The sequence below is a fragment of the Methylotuvimicrobium sp. KM1 genome, from assembly GCF_044788715.1.
Classification (GTDB): Bacteria; Pseudomonadota; Gammaproteobacteria; order Methylococcales; family Methylomonadaceae; genus Methylotuvimicrobium.
The window spans coordinates 4784116-4808417 of sequence record NZ_CP173170.1 but is presented as its reverse complement, the minus strand read 5'-3'; the positions used below and the strand labels follow the sequence as shown (position 1 = coordinate 4808417).

General features: G+C 49.0%; 20 protein-coding genes. 1 reads left to right on the top strand and 19 read right to left on the bottom strand.

The window, feature by feature from the left end:
- Positions 1-837: 837 nt before the first annotated feature.
- From ACINK7_RS20945 to ACINK7_RS20855, 19 genes are all read right to left on the bottom strand, one after another.
- Positions 838-2160 (bottom strand): NAD(P)/FAD-dependent oxidoreductase, encoded by a 1323-nt coding sequence (locus tag ACINK7_RS20945; RefSeq protein ID WP_404358374.1) that lies wholly within the window; start codon positions 2158-2160, stop codon positions 838-840.
- A 9-nt stretch (positions 2161-2169) separates the two neighbouring features.
- The gene (locus ACINK7_RS20940) at positions 2170-2712 is read right to left on the bottom strand and encodes a hypothetical protein (protein ID WP_404358372.1); all 543 of its coding nucleotides are present in this window, start codon (positions 2710-2712) and stop codon (positions 2170-2172) included.
- A 342-nt stretch (positions 2713-3054) separates the two neighbouring features.
- Entirely contained in the window at positions 3055-6087 is a 3033-nt protein-coding gene (locus ACINK7_RS20935) for a type I restriction endonuclease subunit R (protein ID WP_404358371.1), read from the bottom strand.
- 286 nt (positions 6088-6373) lie between these two features.
- Positions 6374-7432, bottom strand: a complete 1059-nt coding sequence (locus ACINK7_RS20930) for a YhcG family protein (RefSeq protein WP_404358370.1) — start codon at positions 7430-7432, stop codon at positions 6374-6376.
- Positions 7432-8832: a restriction endonuclease subunit S gene (locus ACINK7_RS20925; protein WP_404358368.1), complete on the bottom strand. Its 1401-nt coding sequence runs from the start codon at positions 8830-8832 to the stop codon at positions 7432-7434. The genes ACINK7_RS20930 and ACINK7_RS20925 overlap by 1 nt, the downstream gene beginning before the upstream one ends.
- The gene (locus ACINK7_RS20920) at positions 8807-9319 is read right to left on the bottom strand and encodes a GIY-YIG nuclease family protein (RefSeq protein WP_404358366.1); all 513 of its coding nucleotides are present in this window, start codon (positions 9317-9319) and stop codon (positions 8807-8809) included. The genes ACINK7_RS20925 and ACINK7_RS20920 overlap by 26 nt, the downstream gene beginning before the upstream one ends.
- 305 nt (positions 9320-9624) lie before the next feature.
- The gene (locus ACINK7_RS20915; RefSeq protein ID WP_404358364.1) at positions 9625-12051 is read right to left on the bottom strand and encodes an N-6 DNA methylase; all 2427 of its coding nucleotides are present in this window, start codon (positions 12049-12051) and stop codon (positions 9625-9627) included.
- A gap of 370 nt (positions 12052-12421) precedes the next feature.
- A complete protein-coding gene (locus ACINK7_RS20910) occupies positions 12422-14722 on the bottom strand; it encodes an MMPL family transporter (RefSeq protein ID WP_404358362.1) in 2301 nt (766 codons plus the stop codon).
- 1 nt (position 14723) lies between these two features.
- Positions 14724-15371 carry a LolA-related protein gene (locus ACINK7_RS20905; protein ID WP_404358360.1) on the bottom strand — a complete coding sequence of 216 codons (648 nt, stop codon included), beginning with the start codon at positions 15369-15371 and terminating at the stop codon, positions 14724-14726.
- Between the two features lie 292 nt (positions 15372-15663).
- A complete protein-coding gene (locus ACINK7_RS20900; RefSeq protein ID WP_404358358.1) occupies positions 15664-15930 on the bottom strand; it encodes a hypothetical protein in 267 nt (88 codons plus the stop codon).
- The gene (locus ACINK7_RS20895; RefSeq protein WP_404358356.1) at positions 15930-16559 is read right to left on the bottom strand and encodes a hypothetical protein; all 630 of its coding nucleotides are present in this window, start codon (positions 16557-16559) and stop codon (positions 15930-15932) included. Before ACINK7_RS20895 ends, ACINK7_RS20900 begins: the two co-directional genes overlap by 1 nt.
- Before the next feature lie 39 nt (positions 16560-16598).
- The gene (locus tag ACINK7_RS20890; RefSeq protein ID WP_404358354.1) at positions 16599-16895 is read right to left on the bottom strand and encodes a type II toxin-antitoxin system RelE/ParE family toxin; all 297 of its coding nucleotides are present in this window, start codon (positions 16893-16895) and stop codon (positions 16599-16601) included.
- Positions 16896-17102 carry an addiction module protein gene (locus ACINK7_RS20885; protein WP_404358352.1) on the bottom strand — a complete coding sequence of 69 codons (207 nt, stop codon included), beginning with the start codon at positions 17100-17102 and terminating at the stop codon, positions 16896-16898.
- 2 nt (positions 17103-17104) lie between these two features.
- Entirely contained in the window at positions 17105-17668 is a 564-nt protein-coding gene (locus ACINK7_RS20880; RefSeq protein ID WP_404358351.1) for a hypothetical protein, read from the bottom strand.
- On the bottom strand, positions 17668-18720 hold the full coding sequence (locus ACINK7_RS20875; RefSeq protein WP_404358349.1) for a TSUP family transporter: 1053 nt from the start codon (positions 18718-18720) through the stop codon (positions 17668-17670). The genes ACINK7_RS20880 and ACINK7_RS20875 overlap by 1 nt, the downstream gene beginning before the upstream one ends.
- A complete protein-coding gene (locus ACINK7_RS20870; protein ID WP_404358347.1) occupies positions 18704-19267 on the bottom strand; it encodes a Uma2 family endonuclease in 564 nt (187 codons plus the stop codon). Before ACINK7_RS20870 ends, ACINK7_RS20875 begins: the two co-directional genes overlap by 17 nt.
- Positions 19268-19605: 338 nt before the next feature.
- Positions 19606-20169 (bottom strand): Uma2 family endonuclease, encoded by a 564-nt coding sequence (locus tag ACINK7_RS20865; protein ID WP_404358345.1) that lies wholly within the window; start codon positions 20167-20169, stop codon positions 19606-19608.
- 45 nt (positions 20170-20214) lie between these two features.
- The gene (locus ACINK7_RS20860; RefSeq protein ID WP_404358343.1) at positions 20215-20973 is read right to left on the bottom strand and encodes a rhomboid family intramembrane serine protease; all 759 of its coding nucleotides are present in this window, start codon (positions 20971-20973) and stop codon (positions 20215-20217) included.
- A 152-nt stretch (positions 20974-21125) separates the two neighbouring features.
- Positions 21126-22193, bottom strand: a complete 1068-nt coding sequence (locus tag ACINK7_RS20855; RefSeq protein ID WP_404358341.1) for a TIGR03790 family protein — start codon at positions 22191-22193, stop codon at positions 21126-21128.
- 122 nt (positions 22194-22315) lie between these two features.
- Here ACINK7_RS20855 and ftsH point away from each other — a divergent pair, with 122 nt between their 5' ends.
- Positions 22316-24271 carry an ATP-dependent zinc metalloprotease FtsH gene (gene ftsH, locus ACINK7_RS20850; RefSeq protein ID WP_404358339.1) on the top strand — a complete coding sequence of 652 codons (1956 nt, stop codon included), beginning with the start codon at positions 22316-22318 and terminating at the stop codon, positions 24269-24271.
- Positions 24272-24302: the final 31 nt, after the last annotated feature.

Below are 24302 nucleotides of genomic sequence, written 5' to 3'. Positions count from 1 at the left end.
TTGCGCCAGCGAAGTATGTCCCTAACCCGGGATCGGCAAATTAATGGTTGGCCTGCTCATGCTCTACGTACGTACGGAGGACTTATCTTCAATACTGTCATTGAGCTAAGCCATCATGTGGCAGACTGCCAACATTCAGACTCTTCCTCGTTCCCACGTAGGACTGCTCATCGTTATACATAAATTGTACGCTGCGCGTACCAAAGCCGTGCCCTGGCGGTTCGGTTGGCACATGAACATCGCGGAGTTACCATGGTACGAACAGCGTACCCTACGCAGATCACCTAGCGTTAGGTGACACTGCCATTAAGTTAAGCCGTCACAGAGATAAGTAATGCTTGCATTCAGGCTCTAATGTGCCTCAAAAGCTTGCCATCCATGGCACTGGATTCCGCCAGTCCATGGCGGAATGACGGGCTTCCCTTAACTTAATGGCAGTGAGCGTTAGGTGAGGGAGATCCGAGAGTGTTAAGTGACAATAAATGGTATCGAGGTCTCATTGGTTAAGATTGCAAAAGGGTGATTTTTGACTTATGTATAACAGTGAGCGTAGGACCGTGGGAACCAGAAAAAAGTTGGGTTGTAATTTGGAACAAGCGGCCTTACCAAAAAATAGACAAAATAGTGCTCTGGCGATAACGATTTCTAACGCCAATTCTCTTGCTAATAGGAGGATAATGCACCTTTTGTTCTTGAAAAATGAGACAACTATCACGTTTTTATTTTTGTTTACATTGTGCTTAACTCGGACAGGGCGGAATACGAGAGGTCTAGCGTTTCGAAATTACCGGATTCCGCTGCAGCTAGCAGGTAGTTACCAAAAGAATCCCTTGGCTTTTAAAAATCCAAAGCTTCGATTCGCTCATCGGCTTTACCGGAAAAGCTTTCTTCAAAGCGCCCTAACACGCCGGCTTCACGGGCTAGGCGGCGGAAATTTTCGGAGCGATTGGTGGTTTCCGAGGCGAACAGGATAAGTTCCAATTCCAGCGGCGGCATCGCCTTCATCAGATTCTTAACGAGCTGCGGATTGACGCCGTTACCACCGAAGTCGCCGAGCGATAAGGCTCTTGAGAATCCATAAAACTGTTGCATACGGCTTTCGCATAATTGACTGTAACGCAAGCGGTACCGTTCGTGCTTGAGTGATTCTTTAATCGCCAGCGTTGCCGCCGCCGCATTGTATAAGGCGTTTTGCACGCCGTGGGAAAATACCGGGTCGACAAAAGCCGCGGCATCACCGATGCAGTAATAATTTTCGCCGCAGATATTCTCGGAATAATAAGAATAATTCGGTCTGAATTGTAGCGATCCCTCGATAAATTTCGCAGGCTCCAGCAAGCGGTTCAAATGCGGCAAGCGCGCACAGGTTTGTAAAAAAAAGGCCTCCCGTTGCCGTCGGTCCATGCCTTTGGTGCGTTCGGTCGGCGCGATGAGGCCGACGCTGGTTTTGCCGCGCAATACGATATGCCAGATCCAGCCGTCTTCAAAGGACATGACAAAGGTGACCGGTTTGACTTTTGCCAGCTCGTCTTCGCTATGGCTTTGACGGTCGACGCCGACAAATCGTGAGTTTTCAAAATAACCCCACAACGATAAAAAATTCGTCTCGGTACTGATGGTTTGCCGGGTTTTAAACTGGTTGGCCAACAAGGAACTCGGGCCACTCGCGTCGATGACAAAGCGGCAACGAATGTCGCCTTCTTCGTTGCTGCTGCCTCGCTTGTCGGTGTAAAACACTTTAGGCCACCGATTATCGGTCAGGTCGACTTTTTTGACCGCGATCTCATGAAATACCCGTGCGCCGCAGCTTTGGCCATGTTGCAGCAGCAAGTTGTCGAAAATATCGCGCTCGACATGCAGGCCGGGCCGGGTATAACCGAAGTCTGAAAAGCGGATTTGTTTGATCTTGTCGTTCCAGACCGTAATGCTGCCCGCTTTAGCCAGAAATCCTTCTTGTTCGATCTTTTCCGATACGCCGGTCATGTCGGTGAATTTCCAAATATGCGGAATCAGGCTTTCACCGACTTGATTGCGAGGGAAAGTCGCCCGGTCGAGCAACACGACATCGATTCCGGCTTGCGCCAGATGCGTAGCCGCGCTGCTGCCGGCCGGGCCGCCGCCGATCACCAGAACATCGCAAGAGCTGGGGATAGCAGTCATAAAGTGACCTTACAAATCGCCCAAAACGGCTTTTTCGGTCGGATGCGTCATCCATTCGGCGACATCGCGGCCCAAGGTTTTGACGCAGCGGCCTAAAATGGCACAGGTGCCTTTATAGGCGCCGAACATGCCGCCGCCGGAGTAACGCCGCGCTTTAAAATCGCCTAATTCTTTGCCGTTTTCACTGAGCGTTCCGGTAATCGTGACGATTTTAGGGCCGGACCAAGCACCGCCGGCGGCGCCTTGCACTTCATCGATGGTGACTGTTAGAACTTTCGCGTCCGCAGGTCCTGTTTCGGAATCGGTCAGGATGGTCGCATAGTTCCGCGCGGCATTTTCCTTGATGAACTCAGATAGCTTGCCGTCTAGATTGCACTCTTCTTTGACAGCGCCTCGAACATAAGACTCGTCTTTAAACGTGATAGGTTTAATAATCAAAGTGCCGGTGCCGCTGGTTTGTATCGGCTGGCTGGCGGATTTCGAGCCTTGCGAAGCACAGCCGCTTAAACCCAACAGAAAAACCGATAACATCAAATAAGTTAATTTCATCATTTACCTCCTCTTAGTATTAATAAACAAGCGTATAAGCATAGCGTAAGTATTCAGTCCCACAGCAATTATCGTTCCTTCGCTCTGCGTAGGAACGATAGGGGGATGTGAATATACTCATCGTAGATGAAAATTCGGCCTCCCAGCCCCTAAATTAGTAAGACTATTAACCATGACCGATGGGCTATGGAATTTAGGGGCTGGGTGAATACGTCCATGTAGGCTCTATGCCAGCTCCATGCTGGCAAAGCCTTTACCGAGCACCCCGAGGCCTCCTCCGGCACTGCCGAAATTTGAAGTGCGAAAGGTATAATTAGCTCTTCATGATCAATACGGCTTTTACCATTATATATACCCGTCAACCATACGCTGTATACTGTTCATAAGCGAAGCTTTAAAAGCGGCATCATTTGCCCAAAGCTTATAGAAGTCCAAATCATCCTTTCGTTTTTGTAACATGATTTCCTTCACCATTTTTTCAAAAGCCAAATGCTGGTTGTGGGGATCGGCGCTTTCCAAATACTTACTCTTAAAATCCGGATGCATAGTCAGTGCATCTCGCATACTCAATAAACGAATTCTTTGCTCTTCAGGCGTCACACTCCATCCTTGGAACCAGCGCTCATTAAAGGTACGGATGATTTCGTCTAGCGGATCAGCCTCTTTCTCGCCGCCATGCGCACCGCGAGGATTAGGGTTTTGTGGGTCGAGCTCAGTTTCTTGATCGTTCAGCTTGATTACATGGTTGAGTTTCACACGTTGTAAACCGTATGAGCTCAAGTCTACTGACTCCAGCAGTTCATCGATGGCATCCGCATCGGGGTCTGCCACTTTTAGTTTAGGGATCAAGAACTTCAGAAACCAAAATAGCTTTTCCCATGCCACCATCTCATAAGGCATGATCGACGCCATTTGGCCGTATATCTTAACAAACTGCTTGGCCTTGATTTTGAAGTCTATTTTAGCTTCAGGCTCCAGTTCCAATTCGCTCTCAAATCTGGCCGCTGCGGTATCAATAATCGGACTTAACGTTTGCGCGTCTTCATTGTTAAAAAAACGCGCAACAAAATTCTCTACCTCGTACCACTCATATACCCCTACCTCGTCCAGAGCATCCTTCAACTCATGCAGAACATTGATATCGGTTGCCTGAGACAACGAAGTCGCGGTATAGAACGGATCAAATGCAGCCTGAATATCTTCAGCGGAGTTAAAGAAATCCAAAACAAACAAGTCTTCCGTTTTTTTACCCCATTTCTGCGCGCTGCGGTTAAGGCGGGATAGTGCTTGCACGCACAAAACGCTGGCGAGTTTTTTATCGACATACATGGCGCAAAGCTTGGGTTGGTCAAAGCCGGTCAGGTACTTATTGGCAACCACCAATAAGCGATACTCATCGGTATCAAATTTGTCTTTGGTGTCGGTTTCTGCAAAGCCGTTGATATCGGCTTCGGTGTACTCAATACCGTCCACTTCCTTGGTACCGGAAAAAGCGATTAGGACCTTAAACGGATTGCCTTGCGCTTCCAAAATACGACGAATGGCTTTGTAGTAGCGGATCGCTGCCTCAATATTTTGAGTCACCACCATCCCTTTGCCCTTGCCCTTAAGCTTTTTGGCATTCACCACCTGCGGAATGAAATGCTCAAGCATGATTTCGGCCTTGGTATCGATGGTGTGCTGGCTTCGCTCAACATAGGCCCTTAACTTTTTCTGGGCATTTTGGGTATCAAACTCAGGGTTCTCGGCAATAGATTTTTCAATCTCATAGTAGCTTTTGTAGGTGGTGTAGTTGGCCAGCACGTCCAAAATAAAGCCTTCTTCAATCGCTTGCTTCATCGAATACAGATGAAACGGTTTGAATGTGCCGTCTGCTTGCTTTTGGCCAAACTTCTCTAAGGTGCTGTTTTTCGGAGTTGCCGTGAACGCCAAATAAGAGGCATTGCCACGCATTTTGCGTGAATTCATGGCTTGCAGAATTTTGTCTTGCGCATCTTCCGCTTCTTCGACATCTGTGCGCCCCATGGCTCGGTTCATGCTGTCGTGCGCCGAACCCGACTGCGAGCTGTGTGCTTCATCGATAATCACGGCAAAGCGTTTATCACTCAGATCGCTAATGCCGTCAATAATAAAGGGGAATTTTTGAATGGTCGTGATGATGATCTTCTTACCATTCTCTAATGCCTGTTTCAGCTCGGATGATTTATGCGCCGGGGCGATGATATTTTTGACCTCAGAGAATTCCTTAATGTTGTCTCTGAGTTGCTTATCCAATAGTCGTCTGTCTGTGACGACAATCACCGAGTCAAACAAAGGTTGCTCCAGACCTTTGCCACCGGATACCGCTTCCGACGCAGGGTAGGTTTCAATCAACTGATAAGCCGCCCAAGTGATCGAGTTTGACTTACCTGAACCGGCAGAGTGCTGAATCAAATAAGTCTGACCGACGCCGTTGTTCGACGCATGATCGACCAACTTTCGAACAACATCCAACTGATGGTAACGCGGGAAGAAGAGCGTTCGCTTTGGCAATGGCTCTTTGCTGCTGCCATCTAGCCGAACAAAGTGCTGAATGATGTTGACAATACTGTCTTTGGTGAAGATCTCTTCCCAAAGATAAGCTGTTTTATGACCCTGCGGATTTGGTGGATTACCCTGGCCCAGATTATGCCCTTTGTTAAACGGTAAGAAGAAGGTACTTTCCCCAGCCAATTTGGTGGTCATGTAAACTTCATCCGTATCCACCGCCATATGCACCAAGCAACGTCCAAACGTCAGTAACGGCTGTGTTGTATCTCGATCTTCACGGTATTGTTTCTGGCCGTGATAACGCGCAGTCTGCCCCGTCCAAGCATTCTTTAGCTCAAGCGTAACCAGAGGAATGCCATTGATGAACAGCACCATATCGATCTCTTGCAGCGGATTGGCAAGCGAGTACCGGACCTGTCTTGTGCAGCTGAAAATGTTATTTGCAAAATTCTGCGTTATTTTCTCACTGCTACTGGCGAGTGGTGCGGGATACAGCAGGTTAAAATGCGCGTCATCGACACTTAAGCCTTTTTTCAATAGATGTAGAATACCGTGTTTTTTGATCAGTCGGTCATAACGTTCAAGCAGCTTACGTTGCCAATCACCCGGGTTGTTTTTCTGAAGCTTGGCCAGCTCTTGTTCCTGAGTTTTTTCCAGAAACTGCCAGAAAAAGCGTTCATCGATGGCATATTGGCTATTAAAATCTGATGCCTGACCAACTCTATAAAGTTGATTATGAAAATCAGGTGTTACTTCTTGAACGCCCGCTTTTAGCTCCTCTAAGCAAGTGCCGGTTAGGCATTTTTCAATCGCCGCTTCAAGCGCTTGTTCGTTTGTTTGACTGACCATATACCCCGCCTAAAAATGTACTATTATCACCAAGCCTATGATATACCTTTCGCACTTCAAATTTCGGCAGTGCCTTAGGAGGCACCGGGGTGTTCGGCCCCTCACCTAGCGTTAGGTGAGGGGCCAGCATGGAGCTGGCATAGAGCCTACATGGATGTATTCACCCAGCCCCTAAATTCCATAGCCCATCGGTCATGGTTAATAGTCTTACTAATTTAGGGGCTGGGTCCTTTGATGGGCACCCCGGTGCCGAATTTTGATCTCCGATGGGTATAAATAGCTTTCTTTATGATTCTTTGTGGTTTTTCTCGTGAGAACCTAACAGCTCAGTTTCAAATTCTGCTTCAATATCTTCGACGCTCGGTAGGCTTGGCTTTAAATCTTTCGGTAATGATTTAGTTAATTGATATTCAGATACGCCTATAGGTTTATTGATATCACTAAGCGCATACTCTACTACCATGCGATCTTTATTTTTGCAAAGTAAAAGGCCAATGGTTGGCAGATCGCCAGCGCGACGTAATTGCTCATCGACGGCTTTAATATAAAAGTTCAGTTTTCCCGCATACTCGGGTTCAAAGTCGTTAATTTTTAGCTCAATCACTACATAACAATGGAGCTGCGTATGATAAAACAACAGATCCAAATAGAAGTCTCGTTCACCCACAGCAATTGGCACTTGTTGTCCCATGTAGGCAAAGCCTGAGCCTAATTCAAGCAAAAATTGGGTAATGTGTTTAACCAAGCTTTGTTCAAGCTCGCGCTCGCTGTGATCGACGCTTAGCGTCAGAAAATCAAAAATATAAGGGTCTTTTAGCGATTGTTGTGCTAAATCGGATTGGATGGCTGGCAAGGTCTGCTCAAAATTTGTGACCGCCATACCTTCTCGCTGCCATAAGCCTGATTCCATTTGATGAACCAGTACTGCTCGGCTCCAACCGTGGATTAATGACTGCTGAACATAATACAGCGCCTCTTGGTGATCTTGCGTTTTGCTAATAATGGCTAGGTTATGCCCCCACGGTAGTTGGCATAATTGGGCAACAGCCTGTTGCCCAATTTCCGCGTAAAAGCTGCGCCATTGGCGGATATATTTAAGATTACGAACCGAAAATCCTTTGACAGCAGGAAATTCCGCCATTAAATCTTTGCTCAGTTGGGGAATAAAACCCTCGCCCCATTGCGTCTTTTTCTGTTTTTCTAAAATTTCGCCACCAAGCTGCCAGTAAAATTGCAACAAGGCTTGATTCACCTTGATAACGGCTTTGAGTTGTGATTGGCGAAACTGCTGTTTTAATGCCTGAATCCAGTTAGCGTATTGGGTGTCTTTGATAATTTTCGTCATCACACGTACCCTATCATCTCTGGGGTAATTTTGATTTTGCCGGTAACCGCGCTGTTGATCAGGATGGTTTTGTATTCTTTGAGTTTTTGGATTTGTAGAGCCTGCATGCTTACAGCTTCATCAATTCTTCCCGATACGTCATAGATGTAGTTGATGATTTCAAGCTGCTCTTCAATTGCTGGAAGAGGCAATGGCAAATTACTTAATATTGAAGTATTTAAATTGTCCATAGTTGAACCTACGGAGTCCAAGCTTAAAACTTCACTTACTAAATTCCCTGATACAAGAGTGGATAAGTATTTAATGCAAAATACGCTTGAGTCTGGCCTTAGCATTAAAGATCCAGTGCCACACAACCAACCTGCTTCATTTTCACAAACTATCGCACATCTACCTAATTCCCCCCTACGAGCAAGAATCAAATCGCCTATCTTTAATGCGTACCGCGAGAGACGAACAGATGTCTTTACGTCTACGCTACAATTCTTTTCCGGAACTATCTTTCCCTGAATCATATGTTTAGGATTTATTAGTGGTATCCCTGAAGTAACATAATCATGGGCATGTAGTTGAGTTCCGAAAGGGCCCGTTTGGATGAGACGTGTTGCATACTTTAATTTAACAGTTGTCCAATGCTCAGGAATCTCGCCAATCCAATCGATACCTGAATCTTTCATCGGTACGTTGGGGTCGAGGCCTTGCGTGACCGCTTGCTGAATGATGATTTGCTTGCGCTCTTTGAGCAGGCTAATTTGCTGCTGTTTGATGGCAATGGCTTCGTCGATTTGGGCGGTTTTTTGGTCGAGGAAGTTGGCGATTAGGGTTTGTTCAAATTCATTAGCAAACCAAACTTTAGTGCTCCTCAAAATGCTCTGAGTAATACTATATACTTTGACTCCCTTAACAGCTCTACGAACCTGTAACCTAAAACTCACCGAATCCAAAACATAGGCCAAATAACGTTCATTGACATTGTTTTTTAAACGGCAAATTAAAGTGTGGTATCCCGCAAATATTTTTTTATTACTTTTTAAGTAAGTAAAGTTACCAGAGCCATCGTAATCTTCCGAAGTGTCTGCAAATATAAAATCTCCATATTTTAAAAGTGATTTCTGGTTTTTTTCTAAATACTTCGGATCAACGCACTTTAGCGGATGAATCTCTGGATTCAGCTCAAATCCATATTTGGAGTGTATCTCACCGTAGTTCACACAGGGTATACCATCTTCCTGTAAATTCTCCTTGGTGATATTAAGCCCTTTAGCGAAACTAAAAACGTCATGGAAGCGAGCAAGTGCCCAATGCTCAGGGATAGTGTTTAGTGACTCAACTTCAGAATCCTTATAGACCTCATACTTCGGCATTTTTGCACCGCTAATCATCATCTGTCCCGCTCTCATTGTTTCCTTCGATTTCGCTCCCTTCGACTCCGCTCAGGGAACGGTATGTCCCGCTAACTGGGTTCAGGGAGCTTTGTGTTCCGTTGGCTGAGCTCAGGGAGTGTTTATGTTCCGCTTCGGTCAGGGAGTGTTTATTCCCCGATTCGGTCAGGGAGTGTTTATTCCCCGGTGGCTGAGCGGAGTCGAAGCCGCCGGCATAATGACTATTATTTTTACAAACAGCTAGCAAATGCAGCTGATTAAAATCACCTTGCATTAACGCTTCTTTCTTTTTTCTACTCCAGCCCTGTATTTGTTTTTCACGAGCAAAAGCATCATCAATTCGATCAAATTGTTCGACAAATACCAACTCCACTGGCAAATGTTTACGCGTGTGATTAGCACCTTGTCCATTCTGATGTTGCCAAAGTCTGGCTTCGATGTTGTTTGTACTGCCCGTGTAATAACTATGATCCGCGCAACGGAGTATGTATACGTAACCTGTCATATTTTAGATTCCTTTGATTTTCCCTTCGACTCCGCTCAGGGAACGGTATGTCCCGTTGGCTACGCCTAGGGAGCGTTATTTCCCTTCGACTACGCTCAGGGAACGTTGTGTCCCGTAGGTTAGGCTCAGGGAGCGTTATTTTCCTTCGACTCCGCTCAGGGAACGGTATGTCCCGCTGACTGGGTTCAGGGAGCGTTATTTCCCTTCGACTGCGCTCAGGGAACGTTGTGTCCCGTTGGTTAGGCTAAGGGAGGGTTATTTCCCTTCGACTGCGCTCAGGGAGCGTTGTGTCCCGCTGGTTACGCTCAGGGAGTGTCATGCCCCGTTGGCTGAGCGGAGTCGAAGCCAGAAACTCCTAAAATCTGCGCAATCAAGCCTTCGGCTTTTTGCTCCAGTTGGATAATATCAGCGGCAACGTCTTCCAGCGAGCGCAGCGGCTTATGGCGATAAAAGTATTTGTTAAAGCTGATTTCATAACCGATTTTCACCGAATCAAGGTTGAGCCAGGCTTCGGCGACATGGGGCGGAACTTCATCCACAAAGTATTGATGAATAGCGGAATATTCGCCCTTGGCTGGGTAGGTCAGCGGGATGGATTCGCTGTCGCGCAGGTCGGCGCTGCTTTCATAGGTGATGAATTCGTTGGTTTTGCCCTTGAGCGGATAATAACCAAAATCGGGTAAATCGACTTCGGTGCATTGGTAGCGTTCGAGCAATTCAGTCATTTTGTCGTTACTGAGTTTAACCACTTTTTTCACCACCTTGGCGGCGCTATCGTCATACCAACTCACGGCGTTTAAAATGGCGTTTTTTTCTGAGGCGCTCAGTTTGGTTTTTTGCGCTTTCAGTTGGGCTTCGACTAATTCTTTAAACGGGTTGTAGTCGTTGTATTCCTCCTGGCCGATGGCGGCCATCAGCTCGGTGGCAACGCGGTGCAGGGTTTGCAATGACAGCCAGTGTTTCACATCCAGCAATTTGCTTTTGGCTTTGGTGTTTAGGTTGATGTCGTTGTCTTCGCACCAACTGAGAATGGCTTTGTCGATGGATTTTAAAAAGCCGGCTTCGTAGACGCGCTCGCCGTGTTCTTGGTAGAGGTGCTCCATCACTTCGCTAAGAGCTTTATCAAAGCGCAGCGGCGCGATGGCCTCTGGCGTGAATTGCGCTTTGCGCCGGTCGGGGCGCTCAATGCTGACTTTGTAATAGCCAAAGTCGGCATTGTTAAACACCTTGCTGGCCAGGCCAATGGGGTCTTGGTTGTCGTTGAGTTGGCGTTCAACTTCGGCGCAGGCCAAATAGGTATGGGTGATTTCTTCAATGTGCTCGGAGGCAAATTCGCAGTTTTTGTTACCCAGGTTTTTGCGCAGTTTGCGAAACAGCAGGCTGGCGTCGATTAACTGCACCTTACCTTGGCGTGATTCGGGTTTGTTGTTGTTCAACACCCAGATGTAAGTGGTGATACCGGTGTTGTAAAACAGGTTGTTCGGTAATTGCACGATGGCATCCAGCCTATCGTTTTCGATGATGTAACGGCGAATGTTGCTTTCGCCACCACCGGCATCGCCGGTAAACAGTGACGAACCATTGTGAACAGACGCAATACGGCTGCCTAAAGGGCTAACAGCCGGATCTTTCATCTTGCTGACCATTTCCATCAGGAACAGCAACTGACCATCACTGGAGCGAGGCGTGGCATCGACCACTTCCTCATTGCCCCAGTAGTCTTTCAGGCTTACTTTGAAACGCGGGTCAATCACATCACTACCGTCTTTGATGTGCTTCTGTTCACCGGCCCAGCTTTTGCCATAAGGCGGGTTGGACAGCATGAAGTCGAACTTGGTACCGGCAAATTCATCGGTAGACAGGGTTGAGCCTTCTCTGATGTTTTCCGGGTTATTGCCCTTGATCATCATGTCGGATTTGCAGATAGCGTAGGTTTCGTCGTTGATCTCTTTGCCGTAGAGATACACATCTCGATTGTCGTTCGGGTATTTTTCTTCGATGAAATTTTGCGACTCCGTCAACATACCGCCACTGCCGCAAGCCGGGTCGTAGACAGTCATGGTCAGTGGAAGCCGGTCTTTTACCGGGTCAAATACCAGGTGCGTCATCAGTTCAATGACTTCCCTGGGTGTGAAGTGTTCTCCCGCTTCTTCGTTATTTTCTTCGTTGAATTTGCGGATCAGCTCTTCAAACACATAACCCATGCCCAGGTTGGTCAATGCCGGCATTTTGTTGCCATCCGGATCTTCAACGATTTCGTGCGTTAGATTGATATAAGGCGAGACAAACTTTTCGACGACATCCAGCAGCACTTGCTTTGACGCCATGTGGCGGATCTGAGACTTCAAGTTAAAGCATTCAATGATTTCTTTGACGTTGTCGCTGAAACCGAGCAGGTATTCTTCAAAGTTTGCCAGCAAGATTTGCTGGTTATTCGTTGCGGTATTGAAGAGTGACTTTAGCGTCCACTTGGACGTGTTATAAAACACATAGCCACTGGCGGCTTTTAACGGTTCGTCGTCCAACTCCGTGGCTTGCATTTCTTCTTTCTGAAATTTTACTTCTTCCAGCACCGTTTCTTTGGTTGGCTCAAGCAGGGTATCGAGCCGACGCAATACCACCATAGGCAGAATGACATCACGGTATTTGCCGCGAACGTACACATCGCGCAGACAGTCGTCGGCGATATTCCAGATAAACGAGATCAGCTTATTGTGTACACTGTGGTCCATTTTTTTTCCTTTGAGTGCCCGGTTTCATCGGGAACTGATTCATTTCAGATGTTGTTCAATTTTTTTAAGGATTGAGTCGTAAATAACTTCCCCATTTTACGGAGGGTTCGGTTGCTCGATTGGCAGGTGTCGGCGGCAGGGAAAGCCGCCGTCAAGCCTACACGGACGTATTCACGGCGTCCTGCCAAGCGAGTTACCGAACCCTCAACAAAGCGCATAGTTCAAAGACGTTATTTATCACGAAATCCTAAGGCTTCTGATGTGTGTCATTCAAACCATTAGCCCGAGCGCCCCGGCGCCGAAATTTGACTAGATAACGACGAGCGCGGAGCGTGAAAGTCATTCGGGGATGTTGTTTTTTACCGTATCTTCAAGCGCCTTCCCGGTGCTTGATAATCAGCGGACAAAACAAAAAGCCCAGCAACACGCCGAGCACGACGACGCCGGCTAAAATTCTAAGCGATGTGCTCTCGGCCGTACCCAGACAGCCGAAAGCCAGCGCACTGGTCGACATCGATGCGGCCATGGCTTGATAGGTCAGCTTGATATCGCCGCCGCGATTTTCCTGGTAAAAAATACCGTAATCGACACAAATTGCGACGACCAGCAGAAAACCGACCAAATGCAGAAAACTGATCGCCGCGCCGCTCAAGGACCAGAGACTTAAAATGAACAGCGCCGCCAATACCGCAGGCAATAGGGTTTGCAGCGTTTTTAACAGGCTTCGGTAGCGTACGGCCAATAGCAGCACGATAATGAATAAACCGACCGCCAGCAAGATCCGGGCTCTTTCGGTATAGTCGCGGGTCATGTCGTTGAGCATATCGCGCTGGCTGAAATAACGTGCGTCCTCAATCGTCGCTAGCGCTGCCCGTAGCGCTTCGGGCTTATGTTCGGCCAACCAGATCATCACGACGGTTTGGCGCTCCGTGCTGATGATACGGCTGTCTATCAGTCTTTTGACCGGTGTTTCGAATATCTGCTCCAATGTCAGCGGGTCCTGCTTCGGATAGTCGAATTGGCCTAATCGTTCGATCGACAAGCCTTGTTCCCGAAGGGCCTGTTGCCAGAGCTGCCGGTTATCGTCGGTCAGATAGTCTTGAAATAGCGCTTGATTACGCTGTTGTTGTTGCGCCGATAGCAACCACGGATACAGGCCGAAATACTCGTTCAGTTCGCCTTGTTGTTTCAATCGGTCCAGCACGGGATAAACTTGCTCGGCTTTTTGCAGTGCGGCTTCGATGTCTTGCCCGGTAATTAGTACGAAACGCCCCGGCTCGATGCTGACCATGCGCGCCCTTATGCGTTTGTCGTTTTCTTTCAGATAATCCAGTTCCGGCGTTAAATCCTGCATGTCTTCGAGCCAGCGTATCGACTGCAAACCTAACAACGATGAGCCTAGCAGCACTAGCAGCACGGTCAACAGCCAAGGCCGGAAACGCGCGCAGAAGCTGGCCCAACGCGCGACAAGCGGGACCTTTAACGTTCTACGGCTGCCTGCGACGACCAAGCCCGGTAGGATGAAGCGGGTCAATAACAAGGCGGTAATGATGCCGGTACCGGCATAGACCGCGATTTGTTGAAATCCCGGATAACCGGACGCGCCCAAGGCCGTATAACCGACCAGTGTTGTAATACCGCCGAGTAAAAGACTAGGCCAGATTCTAATAATTGCCGCGGTCTTGTCCTCGGCGCGAACCGTTTGCGCGTGAGCAACCGCATGTATCGGGTAGTCGATGCAGATACCGATCAGCGTGGAGCCGATCGCGACCGTCATGCCGTGCACATAGCCGAATACCCAAGCGGTGGTGAGTATCGCGCTCAAGATCACGATGATCAATAGCGTGAATACTTGCAGCAGCGCGCCGAACGAACGAAACAAAAGCAGAAACAACGCCATTAAGGCAATGGAAGACAGAACGCTGATTTGGACGATATCGCCCTGAATCAATTGTTGCGTTGCCACCGCGAACACCGGAACGCCGGTCATTTCCAGTCGCCAGGCTTCCGGCCGGGCTTGCATGAGTTCTTTAAAGGCTTGATCGATCGCCGCCTGAATTCGGCTTTGTTGCGGTGCGTCCAGGCCGGCCATCGCGGTTTCCAGGATCAAATTCCGGTATTGCGTATTGGTGATGCCGGCTTGTTGCATTTGCGCGCCGACGGTGCGAAAGCCGTTTAGCGTCAATAACAAGGGATCTTGCAAGGCGATGCTTTTGATCATCGCGCCTTGCGGAGACAAGAGCGCTCGTTTCAGAAACTCGGCCCGTTGCGTCAAGCCTTGCTGAGTAAAAAACGCTGCTAAATCTTGCTCCGGCGCAAGACTGTACAGCGCGCTACCGTAATCGCGGTAGAGGGTTTGCATCGCTTCGATGCTTTGGCTTTGTCTTTCAGGTGACCAGGCTTCGAGCACTCCGTCGATGGTATTCAAGCGTTCTTGCAGTGCCTCGATGAAAGCGCCGGTCACCGACTCGCCTGTATCCGAGCCGATCGAAATTAAATAACGCCGCGACAATGCGCCGGACTGCATTTCGCTGGCGAGCATCAGCTCTTCGGCATTGTCGCCGGCGATGATGAAAGCGGAAAGGTCGGTCTTGAATTCGACCGTTAATGCCACCAGCAATGTCAGCAATGGCGGCAACAGATAAAACAGGCTATTGCGTAGCTTCGGCAATTCAGTTCCCCAGCAATTCTTTATACAAGCGATTCACTTCGGTTTCGATCGTCTTGCCTTCGGCATCCTTGCTCAACAAAAATTCGCTGTGATCGCCGTCGGCCTGCCTGATTTCGATAAGCTCGGCTTGTTGTCCGGGCAGGCCGGAAATAACGACAGTCAATCCGGACCGGTCGCCCCGCCTGGGCTTCAGCGTCATCAGCCAGTCTTGCTCCCGGGCGTCGAAATCGACCCGATAAACTCTGTGCAGCAAGGCGATATCGGCATTGACCAAGGCATTGAAGAAGGCGATATGCAAGCTTAACGGGTTTGCCGCATCCAGCTCGCCTCGATGGCGCATATTAGCCGCCGGATCGAAATAGAACATCCGGTCGCCCTTGATACCCATCAATATCCGCTCCGGCTGCAATTGTTCCTTGATCATCAAATCAGGTGCCAGCGAGTACAGATAACCGGTGCCTTGCCAAGGTTGGTCGATAAGTTCCAGCGTGCGGGTCTCTTGATAAGCGATTCGCACCGCGGTATCCGATTGCATCCTTTGCATGACTTCCCACTCGGTATCGACGGCATGGGCCGCATTTGCCGATAACAAGGCCGACAGCAGCAAAACAAATGTTGAGCAAAATGAGGTTAGGTTAGGTTTATTCATTTAGAGTGTTTGTGCATCCATCCGGATTCCCAAATAGTTCCCATGCAGAGCGTCACTGCCATTAAGTTAAGGACTTTTCCGTTCGCCCTGAGCTTGTCGAAGGGTGAATGGAAAAGTCCGAGTCGATAAGTTAAGCCGCCCATGGTTCGACAGGGCTCTCCTGAGCTTAGCCGAAGGGCTCACCACGAACAGCTTAACTTAATGGCCGTGATACAGAGCGTTCATTGTTATACATAAATGGTGTATTACCGTCATGTCATCTTAGCTAATGTGACCTCGATACCATTTATTGTTACCTAACGCGCCCGGCTTCGAAATCGCGATCTGGGGATCGCTCCCACAGAGCATTCGGAACCTTTGTGGGAGCGACGCCTTCGTCGCGACTATCGAAGCCCCCGATGCGCAATGTTCTGTGACTTATCAAACAGCACAGCTCCCGGATATTCCGATAACCGGTTGCCAACACGCATGACGGTACTTGTATATAACGATGAGCGCAGAGCGTGAGAACGCTGGAAACCGATTTAAGGCAGGTCAAGATTGAGGGAAATTGTTTCATTAACGCGCCTGCGCATCCATCCAGATTTTTCGCCCGTTGACGATCATCGTTTTAATCGTCGAGCGCGGGTCGGGAATGCTCAGGCCGGGAAAGCGGAAATGGCGATAAATGTATTCACCGATCGTCAGCACGCCGATCATCGTATAGATCAAGACACCGTTATAGAGCGTCCACCAAAAATCGCTGCCCCAGATTGCTAAGACTGTACACATCGCGGCATTGAATGCGAAAAAACCGGTCCAGAGTAGGGTCAATTGACGGCAATAGACCAGGATGTCGGGAGGGATTTCGGGAAACTCCAGCCTTACGAAGCTTTCGATAAACGGCGGCCCCTTGTCTTTGAGCAAAGTCCGCCCGAAAACGCCCATCAACATCAGTTGAATCAATACCGGCAATATTTTCGCGGTGACGGTTTGCAGATAATACGCGCCCAAAAGCAAGGCAAGAGCGAACAACCCTTTGTAGATTTTGATTCTCAGGCTGGGCGCGGCCAAGGCCCGCATCAGATAGATGCCGGAAAAAATAGCCGGCGCCAACCAGACCATGCCGCTTTCGATTCCCCGGTAAACCAGGTACGGATAGGTCAGGAACAAGCCGGTGGCGATAATGCTTTTAATGAGGGCGGTCATTTCGAACAAGGATACATAGCAGGGAAAAACAAAAGGGCGTTAGCGCCTGCCACTCATTTTCGTTTGGATCCATAAAGGGTTTCTGCGTATAGGCAAGACAGCGATGATATCAATGAAGTTGAATCGAATGTCGTAATAAATTGCATAAGGAAATCGTTTCGCCAGCATTCGGTAAAAACCGTGTTCCTTTAGGTGAACACCTGAGTGTATTAGCAATGATTCGATATCGGACAGAAGGCTATCCCAAAAATAGTTGCCGACTCCATGTTTTTGGTAAAAAACTCTTCCCTCGTCAAGATCCTTGACGGCATCGTCTAGCATGCGAATAATTGGCATTTACCGACCATTTCCGGATTTTAGCTCGTCAAGGGAAAAAAAAGTTGCTTCGCCGCGTTCAATGCGCAAGCGTCTTTCATCGAGAATATCTTGGTGCCAGTCGGGCATGTCGATTTCAGTTTCGTCACGAACCAAGGAGTCCCAAATTGCTTCCATGGTTTCAAGACGTTCGGTCGTAGTCATTTTGTTGATTTCAAATGTATTCATAATCATTCCTCGACCCAGCTCACCTTGCCGTCTTTGAAATGCACATTGAAACGATTGAAACGGTGGCTCCAGTAAACCCAGCGGTTGCCGTCCAAGCTCGGTGTTTCGGTGATCGGTGGATAGCCGATCGCGACTAGTACTGCATCCTTGCTCATGCCTTTGGCTGCCGTGCCGTTTTGAATATGTTGCTTTTCCAAGGCGTTGAACCTTGATAAATCGACCTTATTTGGCGCGAATAATTTATCGAAGGCCTGATAGACGTCATCTCCGGTATGTTTTTGAACATTTTTTATCGTCAAATGCTGGCTGGAATTATCGACCTCGACTTCGATCGTTTTATTGGTCATTTTCAATAGCCTAACCGGGGTATTGACCGGAATCGACGCGCCGCGCCGGTAATTGGTCGTTGGATGGACGTCTTTTTCGTAACGCATCACGAATTGCGTGTAGTAGCTATCCCCCAATGAGATATGTGACGGCAGGGCTTCTGGCTTGATGGGCCTGGTGCAGGAGGCCAGCGAAAACAGTATTAATAAAAATAAACCGTAAATAGTCGTACGCATCATTATTCTTCTCCTCTTTCACAAGCCGGTCGGTAACGCGTAGACCGGGTTATTCGATAATAGAACCACAAAAAAATGACGAAAACCGTCAGGCTGATGCCGATAATATTAGCAGTTAATGGAATCAATATCAGCGAGCTGAGCAACTCGACCAGGATCAACAGGATCAAGATGACGGCAATGCACCGACTATTCAGCTTAGTACAGCAATAAGCGCCCAACGGCGCGCCGATCACGACGACCGGCACTGCCGCTAGCCAGTAACGCTCTACTGTCGCGGTGAAGCTATCCAGCAAGAACCCATGTAGCGCAAATCCGGCCAGCGCATTGACCGCCATCAAGATCACCGAAGTCGGCGTCGACACTTTTTCCGATAAACGGAACCACAAAACCATCACCGAAAAACAAATGATATCGATGCCGTTGCCGACCAAGCCGGTCATGCCGCCGCCGACGGTTCCGGTCAACAGCATAATGGCTTTTTCGCGCGCGCCGAAAAACGGCAGCGTGTTGTTATACAGTCGTTTTTGCCAAGTCAAGATCGTCAACGGCAAAGCGAAGCTAACGATCATCGCGGTAAACAGCATTTTTAACAGGCCGGGCGGTAGCAAGGGCGCCAATGCCATCGAGCTGATCGTTACACCGGCTAAGCCGCCCAAACTGGCCCAGGCAATGACCGGCCAGGCAACCGGAACGCGAAGCGCGATAATGGTCAACGACGCGGCGGTCATGCCAACGCTTTGAATGGCCAATGAGAAGACCTTGGCATCGAGCGGCGCGATATGCAGTACTTTCGTGAACACAGGGAAAGCGACCGCTCCGCCGCCTTCGCTGGTCGCGCCGGCGATGAACGAACCGAAGACCATCGTCAAAGTTACGGCCCAATATTCTTCGATAATCGATAGACTATCCGGCGAGCTGTAGGCGTACCAGGCAAGCCAAACCGCGAGTGCCAAAGCCGTGCTAAACAGTAATGGTTTATTTAAACGGCTGGTTGGATGAATTACCGCTTGATTGTCGATCAAGGCTAGTGAACGTTTAATCCGCAAGAACATCCTCAAAAATTTCAGCGAGCGGCACCGTTAAGTCGAGACTGGCAAATCGGCAATCTTGTTGGCCGGTGTAATCATGCAATAGCCATTCGTTGTCCGCGGTCCGCCGATAGCATTCCACCCGGAGCGCGTCGATATCGACGATGACATATTCCTTGAGCGACTCCAAACTTCGGTACGCGGCGAATTTATCGCCCCGGTCGAATGCCGCCGTGGAATCGGACAATACTTCGGCAATGAGCGTCGGGTGAGCTAAAAATTGCCCGGCCTTGCGGTCTTCCGGATGGCAAGTCACGATGACATCGGGATAGAAGAACGCATCGGCCGACTCGACTCGTAGTTTCATGTCGGCCATGTAGGATTGGCAAGGCGTTCCGCGTAATCGTATCTTCAGTGCGACCAATAAGTTACCGGTAACGAGAACATGCTCGCGCCGCGCGCCGACCATTGCGAAGGTCTCTCCTGCAATGAATTCGTATTTCTCGGTTTGGGATTCCTCCCAAGCCAAAAAGTCATCGGCGTTGAATGTTAATGCTTCTGCTTGTTGCATAGAGTCTATTGATCCTAGATTCGGTAATTAGTCACTTGGTTATGAACTAAGGATTTCGCGAAAAATAACTTCCTGGAGTTATGAGCTTTGTCGAGGGTTCGGTAACTCGCCTGGCAGGACGCCGTGAACCCAGCACCTAAATTATCTAAGATAGTTAACCATAGCCAATGGGCTATGGAATTTAGGTGCTGGGTGAATACGTCCTTGTAGGCTTGACGGCGGCTTTCCCTGCCGCCGACACCTGCCAAACGAGCAACCGAACCCTCCAATAATAGGGACGTTATTTATGACCAAATCCTAAGAGCTCATTTTTTGCACATGAATTTTTTTTTACTAGGTCAGCCGGGGAGAACGTCCTCAAAAATTTCAGCGAGTGGTACCGTTAAGTCGAGACTGGCAAATCGGCAATCTTGTTGGCCGGTGTAATCATGCAATAGCCATTCGTTGTCCGTGGTCCGCCGATAGCATTCCACCCGGAGCGCGTCGATATCGACGATGACATATTCCTTGAGCGACTCCAAACTTCGGTAAGCGGCGAATTTATCGCCCCGGTCGAATGCCGCTGTGGAATCGGACAATACTTCGGCAATGAGCGTCGGATGGGCTAAAAATTGCCCGGCATTGCGGTCTTCCGGATGGCAAGTTACCATGACATCGGGATAGAAGAACGCGTCGGCCGACTCGACCCGAAGTTTCATGTCGGCCATGTAGGATTGGCATGGCGTTCCGCGTAATCGCTGTTTAAGCGAAGAGGCTAAATTCAGGCTAACCAAGACATGCTCGCGCCGCGCGCCGACCATCGCGAAGGTCTCTCCTGCAATGAATTCGTATTTCTCGGTTTGGGATTCCTCCCAAGCCAAAAAGTCATCGGCGTTGAATGTTAATGATTCTGCTTGTTGCATAAATCTATTTATCCTGAGAATCTAAAATGACAAAATGGTAACGAATCAAAACCGATCTTCGGGTCGACGGCTAGCCATTAGCGCGTTATGCTCGGCTAGATAGTCGGTGCGGTGCATCGGCTTAATTAAAATCAGTCCTGCGATAAAACCGCCTGCATGCGCCCAAAAGGCGACACCGCCGGCCTCATCGCCGATTGCCGGAATGCCGCTCAACAATTGAATCAAAAACCAATAACCCAGCATAAAGCCGGCGGGAACGGAAAACGAAGTGATATAAAAGCCAATCGGTATGATCGTGTGTACCCGTGCTCTTGGATATAAGCGGGCATAAGCGCCCATGACGCCGCCGATTGCGCCTGACGCGCCCACCATAGGTATCGCGGCTCCCGGATTGCTATAAATTTGAGCCCCTGCCGCGGCGAGTGCACACAGCAAATAAAATGCCACGAAGCGAAAGCTACCCATGACATCCTCGACGTTATCGCCAAAAATCCATAAAAACCACATATTGGCGATTAAATGAAACCAACTGCCGTGTAAAAAGGCATGGGTCAACAGAGTGCTATTGCCGGTTTCGCCGCTCAGAATACAGCCGTAGTTCGCAGTCACTTGAATTGTCATGCCCTTAGGCACCGTATTCAATAATTCACCCGGAATCAAGCCGTAATGACACAGCGACTTAACCAATGCAGCCTCTCCGCCGGCACCTTGAAGCAATAGCCATATCGCGATATTCGCCGCAATGATTACGATCGTGATCACGGGAGGGCGAACAGTTGGGTTATCGTCTCTTATCGGTATCATTTTTATCTCGGTAGGCTTTAACTTTAAAAGAGCTGTTGACATGTTTTGTAGACCGTTCGTGCTGAGCTAAGTCGAAGCATGAAGGGTCTACAATACTTTCACCGGCTTGGTGAGGCCTCAAACTGCTCTTTTTAGGTTTAATGCTTCTCACACTAAAACTTTTTTGCAGGGTAGGCAAACGGTTTAGCAAGCGGTTCGCCGACAAAGATACCTTGGCCGGGCCGTGCCACGCTTTTCCAGTAGGATTCAATTAGCGTACTGCCTCTTAGATAATAAAACATCAGTACACCGGGGTGTGGAAATTTTTCCGGAAAATTGCACGGCTCGACTACGGCCCCATAACTCCCGGTGACGCCGGCCTCAATCCACTCGATGATGCTCATTTGCTTACTGCCGGTTAGCACGCCGCCGGTCGATGTTAAATGATCGGCAACGGCTCCGGGCGGGTAACGATTATCTTGTATGTGCGGAACATGTGTTAGGCCGGTAAAATAAAACATCACATCGGACTTGTCCTTGATGAATTCGCGCTTAAGGAAATTAACCGGCCATGTACCGCTAAAACTCTCGCTTATTCTCGGAAATAATGCCGCACGCGAGCTGCGTGCCTTATCATTGGTTTGCAGCAAATAGGCCGATCCTTTGGGATGCGTATAATCGGCGGCGATACCTCTATCGATTAATTTTTTAGCTTCTTCAAAATTTCTGCCGGCGAGTATGATGCTGGGGCGCCATTGATAATCTTTGTAGGGTTTGGCGCTCTCCGAAGCGAAATAGGGACTTTTGCGGGTATTCAGGCAACCTTTGGCGCAGAATTTTTGGTTGTAGCCGGCAGCGAATGCCGTGGTAATCGACATGCAGTCGACCCGGAACGGCTGCAGCCAAGTCAACACGAATGCCTGAACATGGTCCGGTGTCTGCGCATCGACTTCGGTCTTGATCGCTTCGAATTGCTCCGGCTTCATGACTTTCATTGCCGGGTCGAAACGAACGCGAACAATCTGATTGCTCGGAATGCCTCTTTTGCGTCCATAATAATCGGCAATCTTAACGCTAAGCGGATCGGCTTCATTGACAATAACAACTAAATCATTGGCCGTGAGCGCCGAAGCCGGTCTTAGCATCTGCGGTGCGCTTGCGCCGAGAGCCGAAACGCTGAAGCCAAGCGATAAAAGACTTAAAATAACGGCACATCTTGTTAAGATTAGAAGGAATTGCACTGACATCCTCATCGGTTATACATAAGAAAAGCTAATTTTTAAAAGTTGAGCGTAATAATTTGAGTGGTACTATGTGGAAATAAATAATTGAACCATTTCGTCCGTTATTCGAGGTCATCACTATGGACAAGCAAAATTCCGATAATTTCCTGAAAATATTAACCGGTTTTCTGATTCAATTACTGAAGTCGCTCAAAACGGCGTTGACCGGTCTTTATCGGACATTATTCAAGCCCGATCCGGAAAAGGAAATCAATGCGCCGGAAAAGCCCGATAAGAGCGAAAAATTGACACGCTATTTGTTGATTGGCCTGGGTGTGTTGATGATCCTATCGATCTTCAATCAGGCTAACGAACTGCAAAAAGACGAACTACCCTACAACCAATTTCTCGAATTGGTTAAGAATAACAAAATCCAGCGTGCCGTGGTCACCGAAAAAACGATTACCGGCCTGATAAAACCCGACGAACCGTCTGATTCTCCCCAACACTTCATGACTATTCCTCTGTGGGATGAGCATCTCGCAGAGACGCTTGCCGAACACGATGTCGATTATGTCGTTAGAAGCGGAGAAAGTTGGCTTGGTAATATACTATTCAATTGGATCATTCCGATGCTGATCTTAGTCGCGATTTGGTCCTGGCTGTTTCGGCGCATGGCCGGCGGTGGACCGGCCGGACGCGGCTTTTTGAATATCGGTAATAAAATCAAGATACATCCGGAAACGCAACCGAAAATTACGTTCGACGATGTTGCCGGTAGCGAGAGTGCGAAGCAGGAACTGAAGGAGTCGATCGAATTTCTTAAAGCCCCGGAAAAAATTCAAAAACTCGGCGGCCGTATGCCGAAAGGCGCATTGTTGGTCGGCCCACCCGGTACCGGGAAAACCTTGCTGGCGCGAGCGGTGTCGGGCGAAGCCGGCGTGCCGTTTTTCAACATTAGCGGTTCGGAATTTATCGAACTGTTCGTCGGCGTCGGTGCCGCACGAGTTCGCGATTTATTCGAACAGGCTCGCCAAAAAGCCCCTTGTATTATCTTTATCGACGAACTCGATGCGATCGGACGCTCGCGCGGCGGGCCGATGGTGATGGGCGGCCATGACGAACGGGAGCAAACGCTCAATCAATTGCTGACCGAAATGGACGGTTTCGATCCTTCATCGGGGGTGGTCGTATTGGCCGCGACCAATCGTCCGGAAATTCTCGACAAAGCCTTGCTGCGCGCCGGGCGCTTCGACCGGCAGATTATTGTCGACAAACCGGACCTCGAAGACCGTGTCAAAATTCTCAAACTGCATACCGCGAAAATGCAGCTTGCTTCCGACGTCGATTTGACCGTCGTCGGCAAACGCACGCCGGGATTGGTCGGCGCTGATTTGTCGAATATCGCGAACGAAGCCGCGATTCTAGCGGCGCGCGTCAATCATGATAATGTTGGCATGGAAGACTTCGAAGCGGCGATCGACCGTATTTTGGCCGGTCCCGAGAAAAAATCGCGTGCGCTGGGACCCGAGGAAAAACGCCGCGTTGCTTACCACGAGGCAGGCCATGCATTGGTCGCGAAGCATGTACCCACCGGTCAGCCGATTCATAAGGTATCGATCATTCCGCGCGGCGTTTCGGCTTTGGGCTTTACGCTACAACTTCCGGTCGAGGAAAAGTTTCTGTCCACCGATGCCGAACTTAAAGATCAAATTGCGATTTTGATGGGCGGGCGCATGGCGGAGGCGATCGCATTGGGCAATGTGTCGACCGGCGCGCAAAACGACTTGGAAAAAGCCAGTGAAATCGCTCGGGCCATGGTGTGTTATTTGGGCATGAGCGCCAAACTCGGTGCGTTGACTTACGGCAAGCGTCAACAACTGCAATTTCTCGAAACCGAAGGGACCGAATATCGCAATTACAGCGAGGAAACCGCTAAGCTGATTGATGCCGAAGTCAAGGCGCTGGTCGATGAGGGAATCGAGCGCGCAATGGATATTTTGACTGCTAAACGGCACATTTTGGATCAGCTTGCCGAAATTCTTCAGGAAAAAGAAGTGATTCATGGAGAGGATATCGATGCGCTTTTGGGTTAAGGAGAGTCAAAGCGGAAATATATAGGGGCAA

Coding starts and splice junctions, on each gene's coding strand:
- ACINK7_RS20865 (WP_404358345.1), bottom strand. CDS start 20,169: ATGCAACAAGCAGAATCATTAACATTCAACGCCGATGACTTTTTGGCT.
- ACINK7_RS20930 (WP_404358370.1), bottom strand. CDS start 7,432: ATGACGAAAATTATCAAAGACACCCAATACGCTAACTGGATTCAGGCA.
- ACINK7_RS20860 (WP_404358343.1), bottom strand. CDS start 20,973: ATGATACCGATAAGAGACGATAACCCAACTGTTCGCCCTCCCGTGATC.
- ftsH (WP_404358339.1), top strand. CDS start 22,316: ATGGACAAGCAAAATTCCGATAATTTCCTGAAAATATTAACCGGTTTT.
- ACINK7_RS20940 (WP_404358372.1), bottom strand. CDS start 2,712: ATGATGAAATTAACTTATTTGATGTTATCGGTTTTTCTGTTGGGTTTA.
- ACINK7_RS20915 (WP_404358364.1), bottom strand. CDS start 12,051: ATGGACCACAGTGTACACAATAAGCTGATCTCGTTTATCTGGAATATC.
- ACINK7_RS20925 (WP_404358368.1), bottom strand. CDS start 8,832: ATGAGAGCGGGACAGATGATGATTAGCGGTGCAAAAATGCCGAAGTAT.
- ACINK7_RS20870 (WP_404358347.1), bottom strand. CDS start 19,267: ATGCAACAAGCAGAAGCATTAACATTCAACGCCGATGACTTTTTGGCT.
- ACINK7_RS20875 (WP_404358349.1), bottom strand. CDS start 18,720: ATGTTCTTGCGGATTAAACGTTCACTAGCCTTGATCGACAATCAAGCG.
- ACINK7_RS20900 (WP_404358358.1), bottom strand. CDS start 15,930: ATGAAACAATTTCCCTCAATCTTGACCTGCCTTAAATCGGTTTCCAGC.
- ACINK7_RS20935 (WP_404358371.1), bottom strand. CDS start 6,087: ATGGTCAGTCAAACAAACGAACAAGCGCTTGAAGCGGCGATTGAAAAA.
- ACINK7_RS20890 (WP_404358354.1), bottom strand. CDS start 16,895: ATGCCAATTATTCGCATGCTAGACGATGCCGTCAAGGATCTTGACGAG.
- ACINK7_RS20905 (WP_404358360.1), bottom strand. CDS start 15,371: ATGAATAAACCTAACCTAACCTCATTTTGCTCAACATTTGTTTTGCTG.
- ACINK7_RS20945 (WP_404358374.1), bottom strand. CDS start 2,160: ATGACTGCTATCCCCAGCTCTTGCGATGTTCTGGTGATCGGCGGCGGC.
- ACINK7_RS20895 (WP_404358356.1), bottom strand. CDS start 16,559: ATGACCGCCCTCATTAAAAGCATTATCGCCACCGGCTTGTTCCTGACC.
- ACINK7_RS20885 (WP_404358352.1), bottom strand. CDS start 17,102: ATGAATACATTTGAAATCAACAAAATGACTACGACCGAACGTCTTGAA.
- ACINK7_RS20880 (WP_404358351.1), bottom strand. CDS start 17,668: ATGATGCGTACGACTATTTACGGTTTATTTTTATTAATACTGTTTTCG.
- ACINK7_RS20920 (WP_404358366.1), bottom strand. CDS start 9,319: ATGACAGGTTACGTATACATACTCCGTTGCGCGGATCATAGTTATTAC.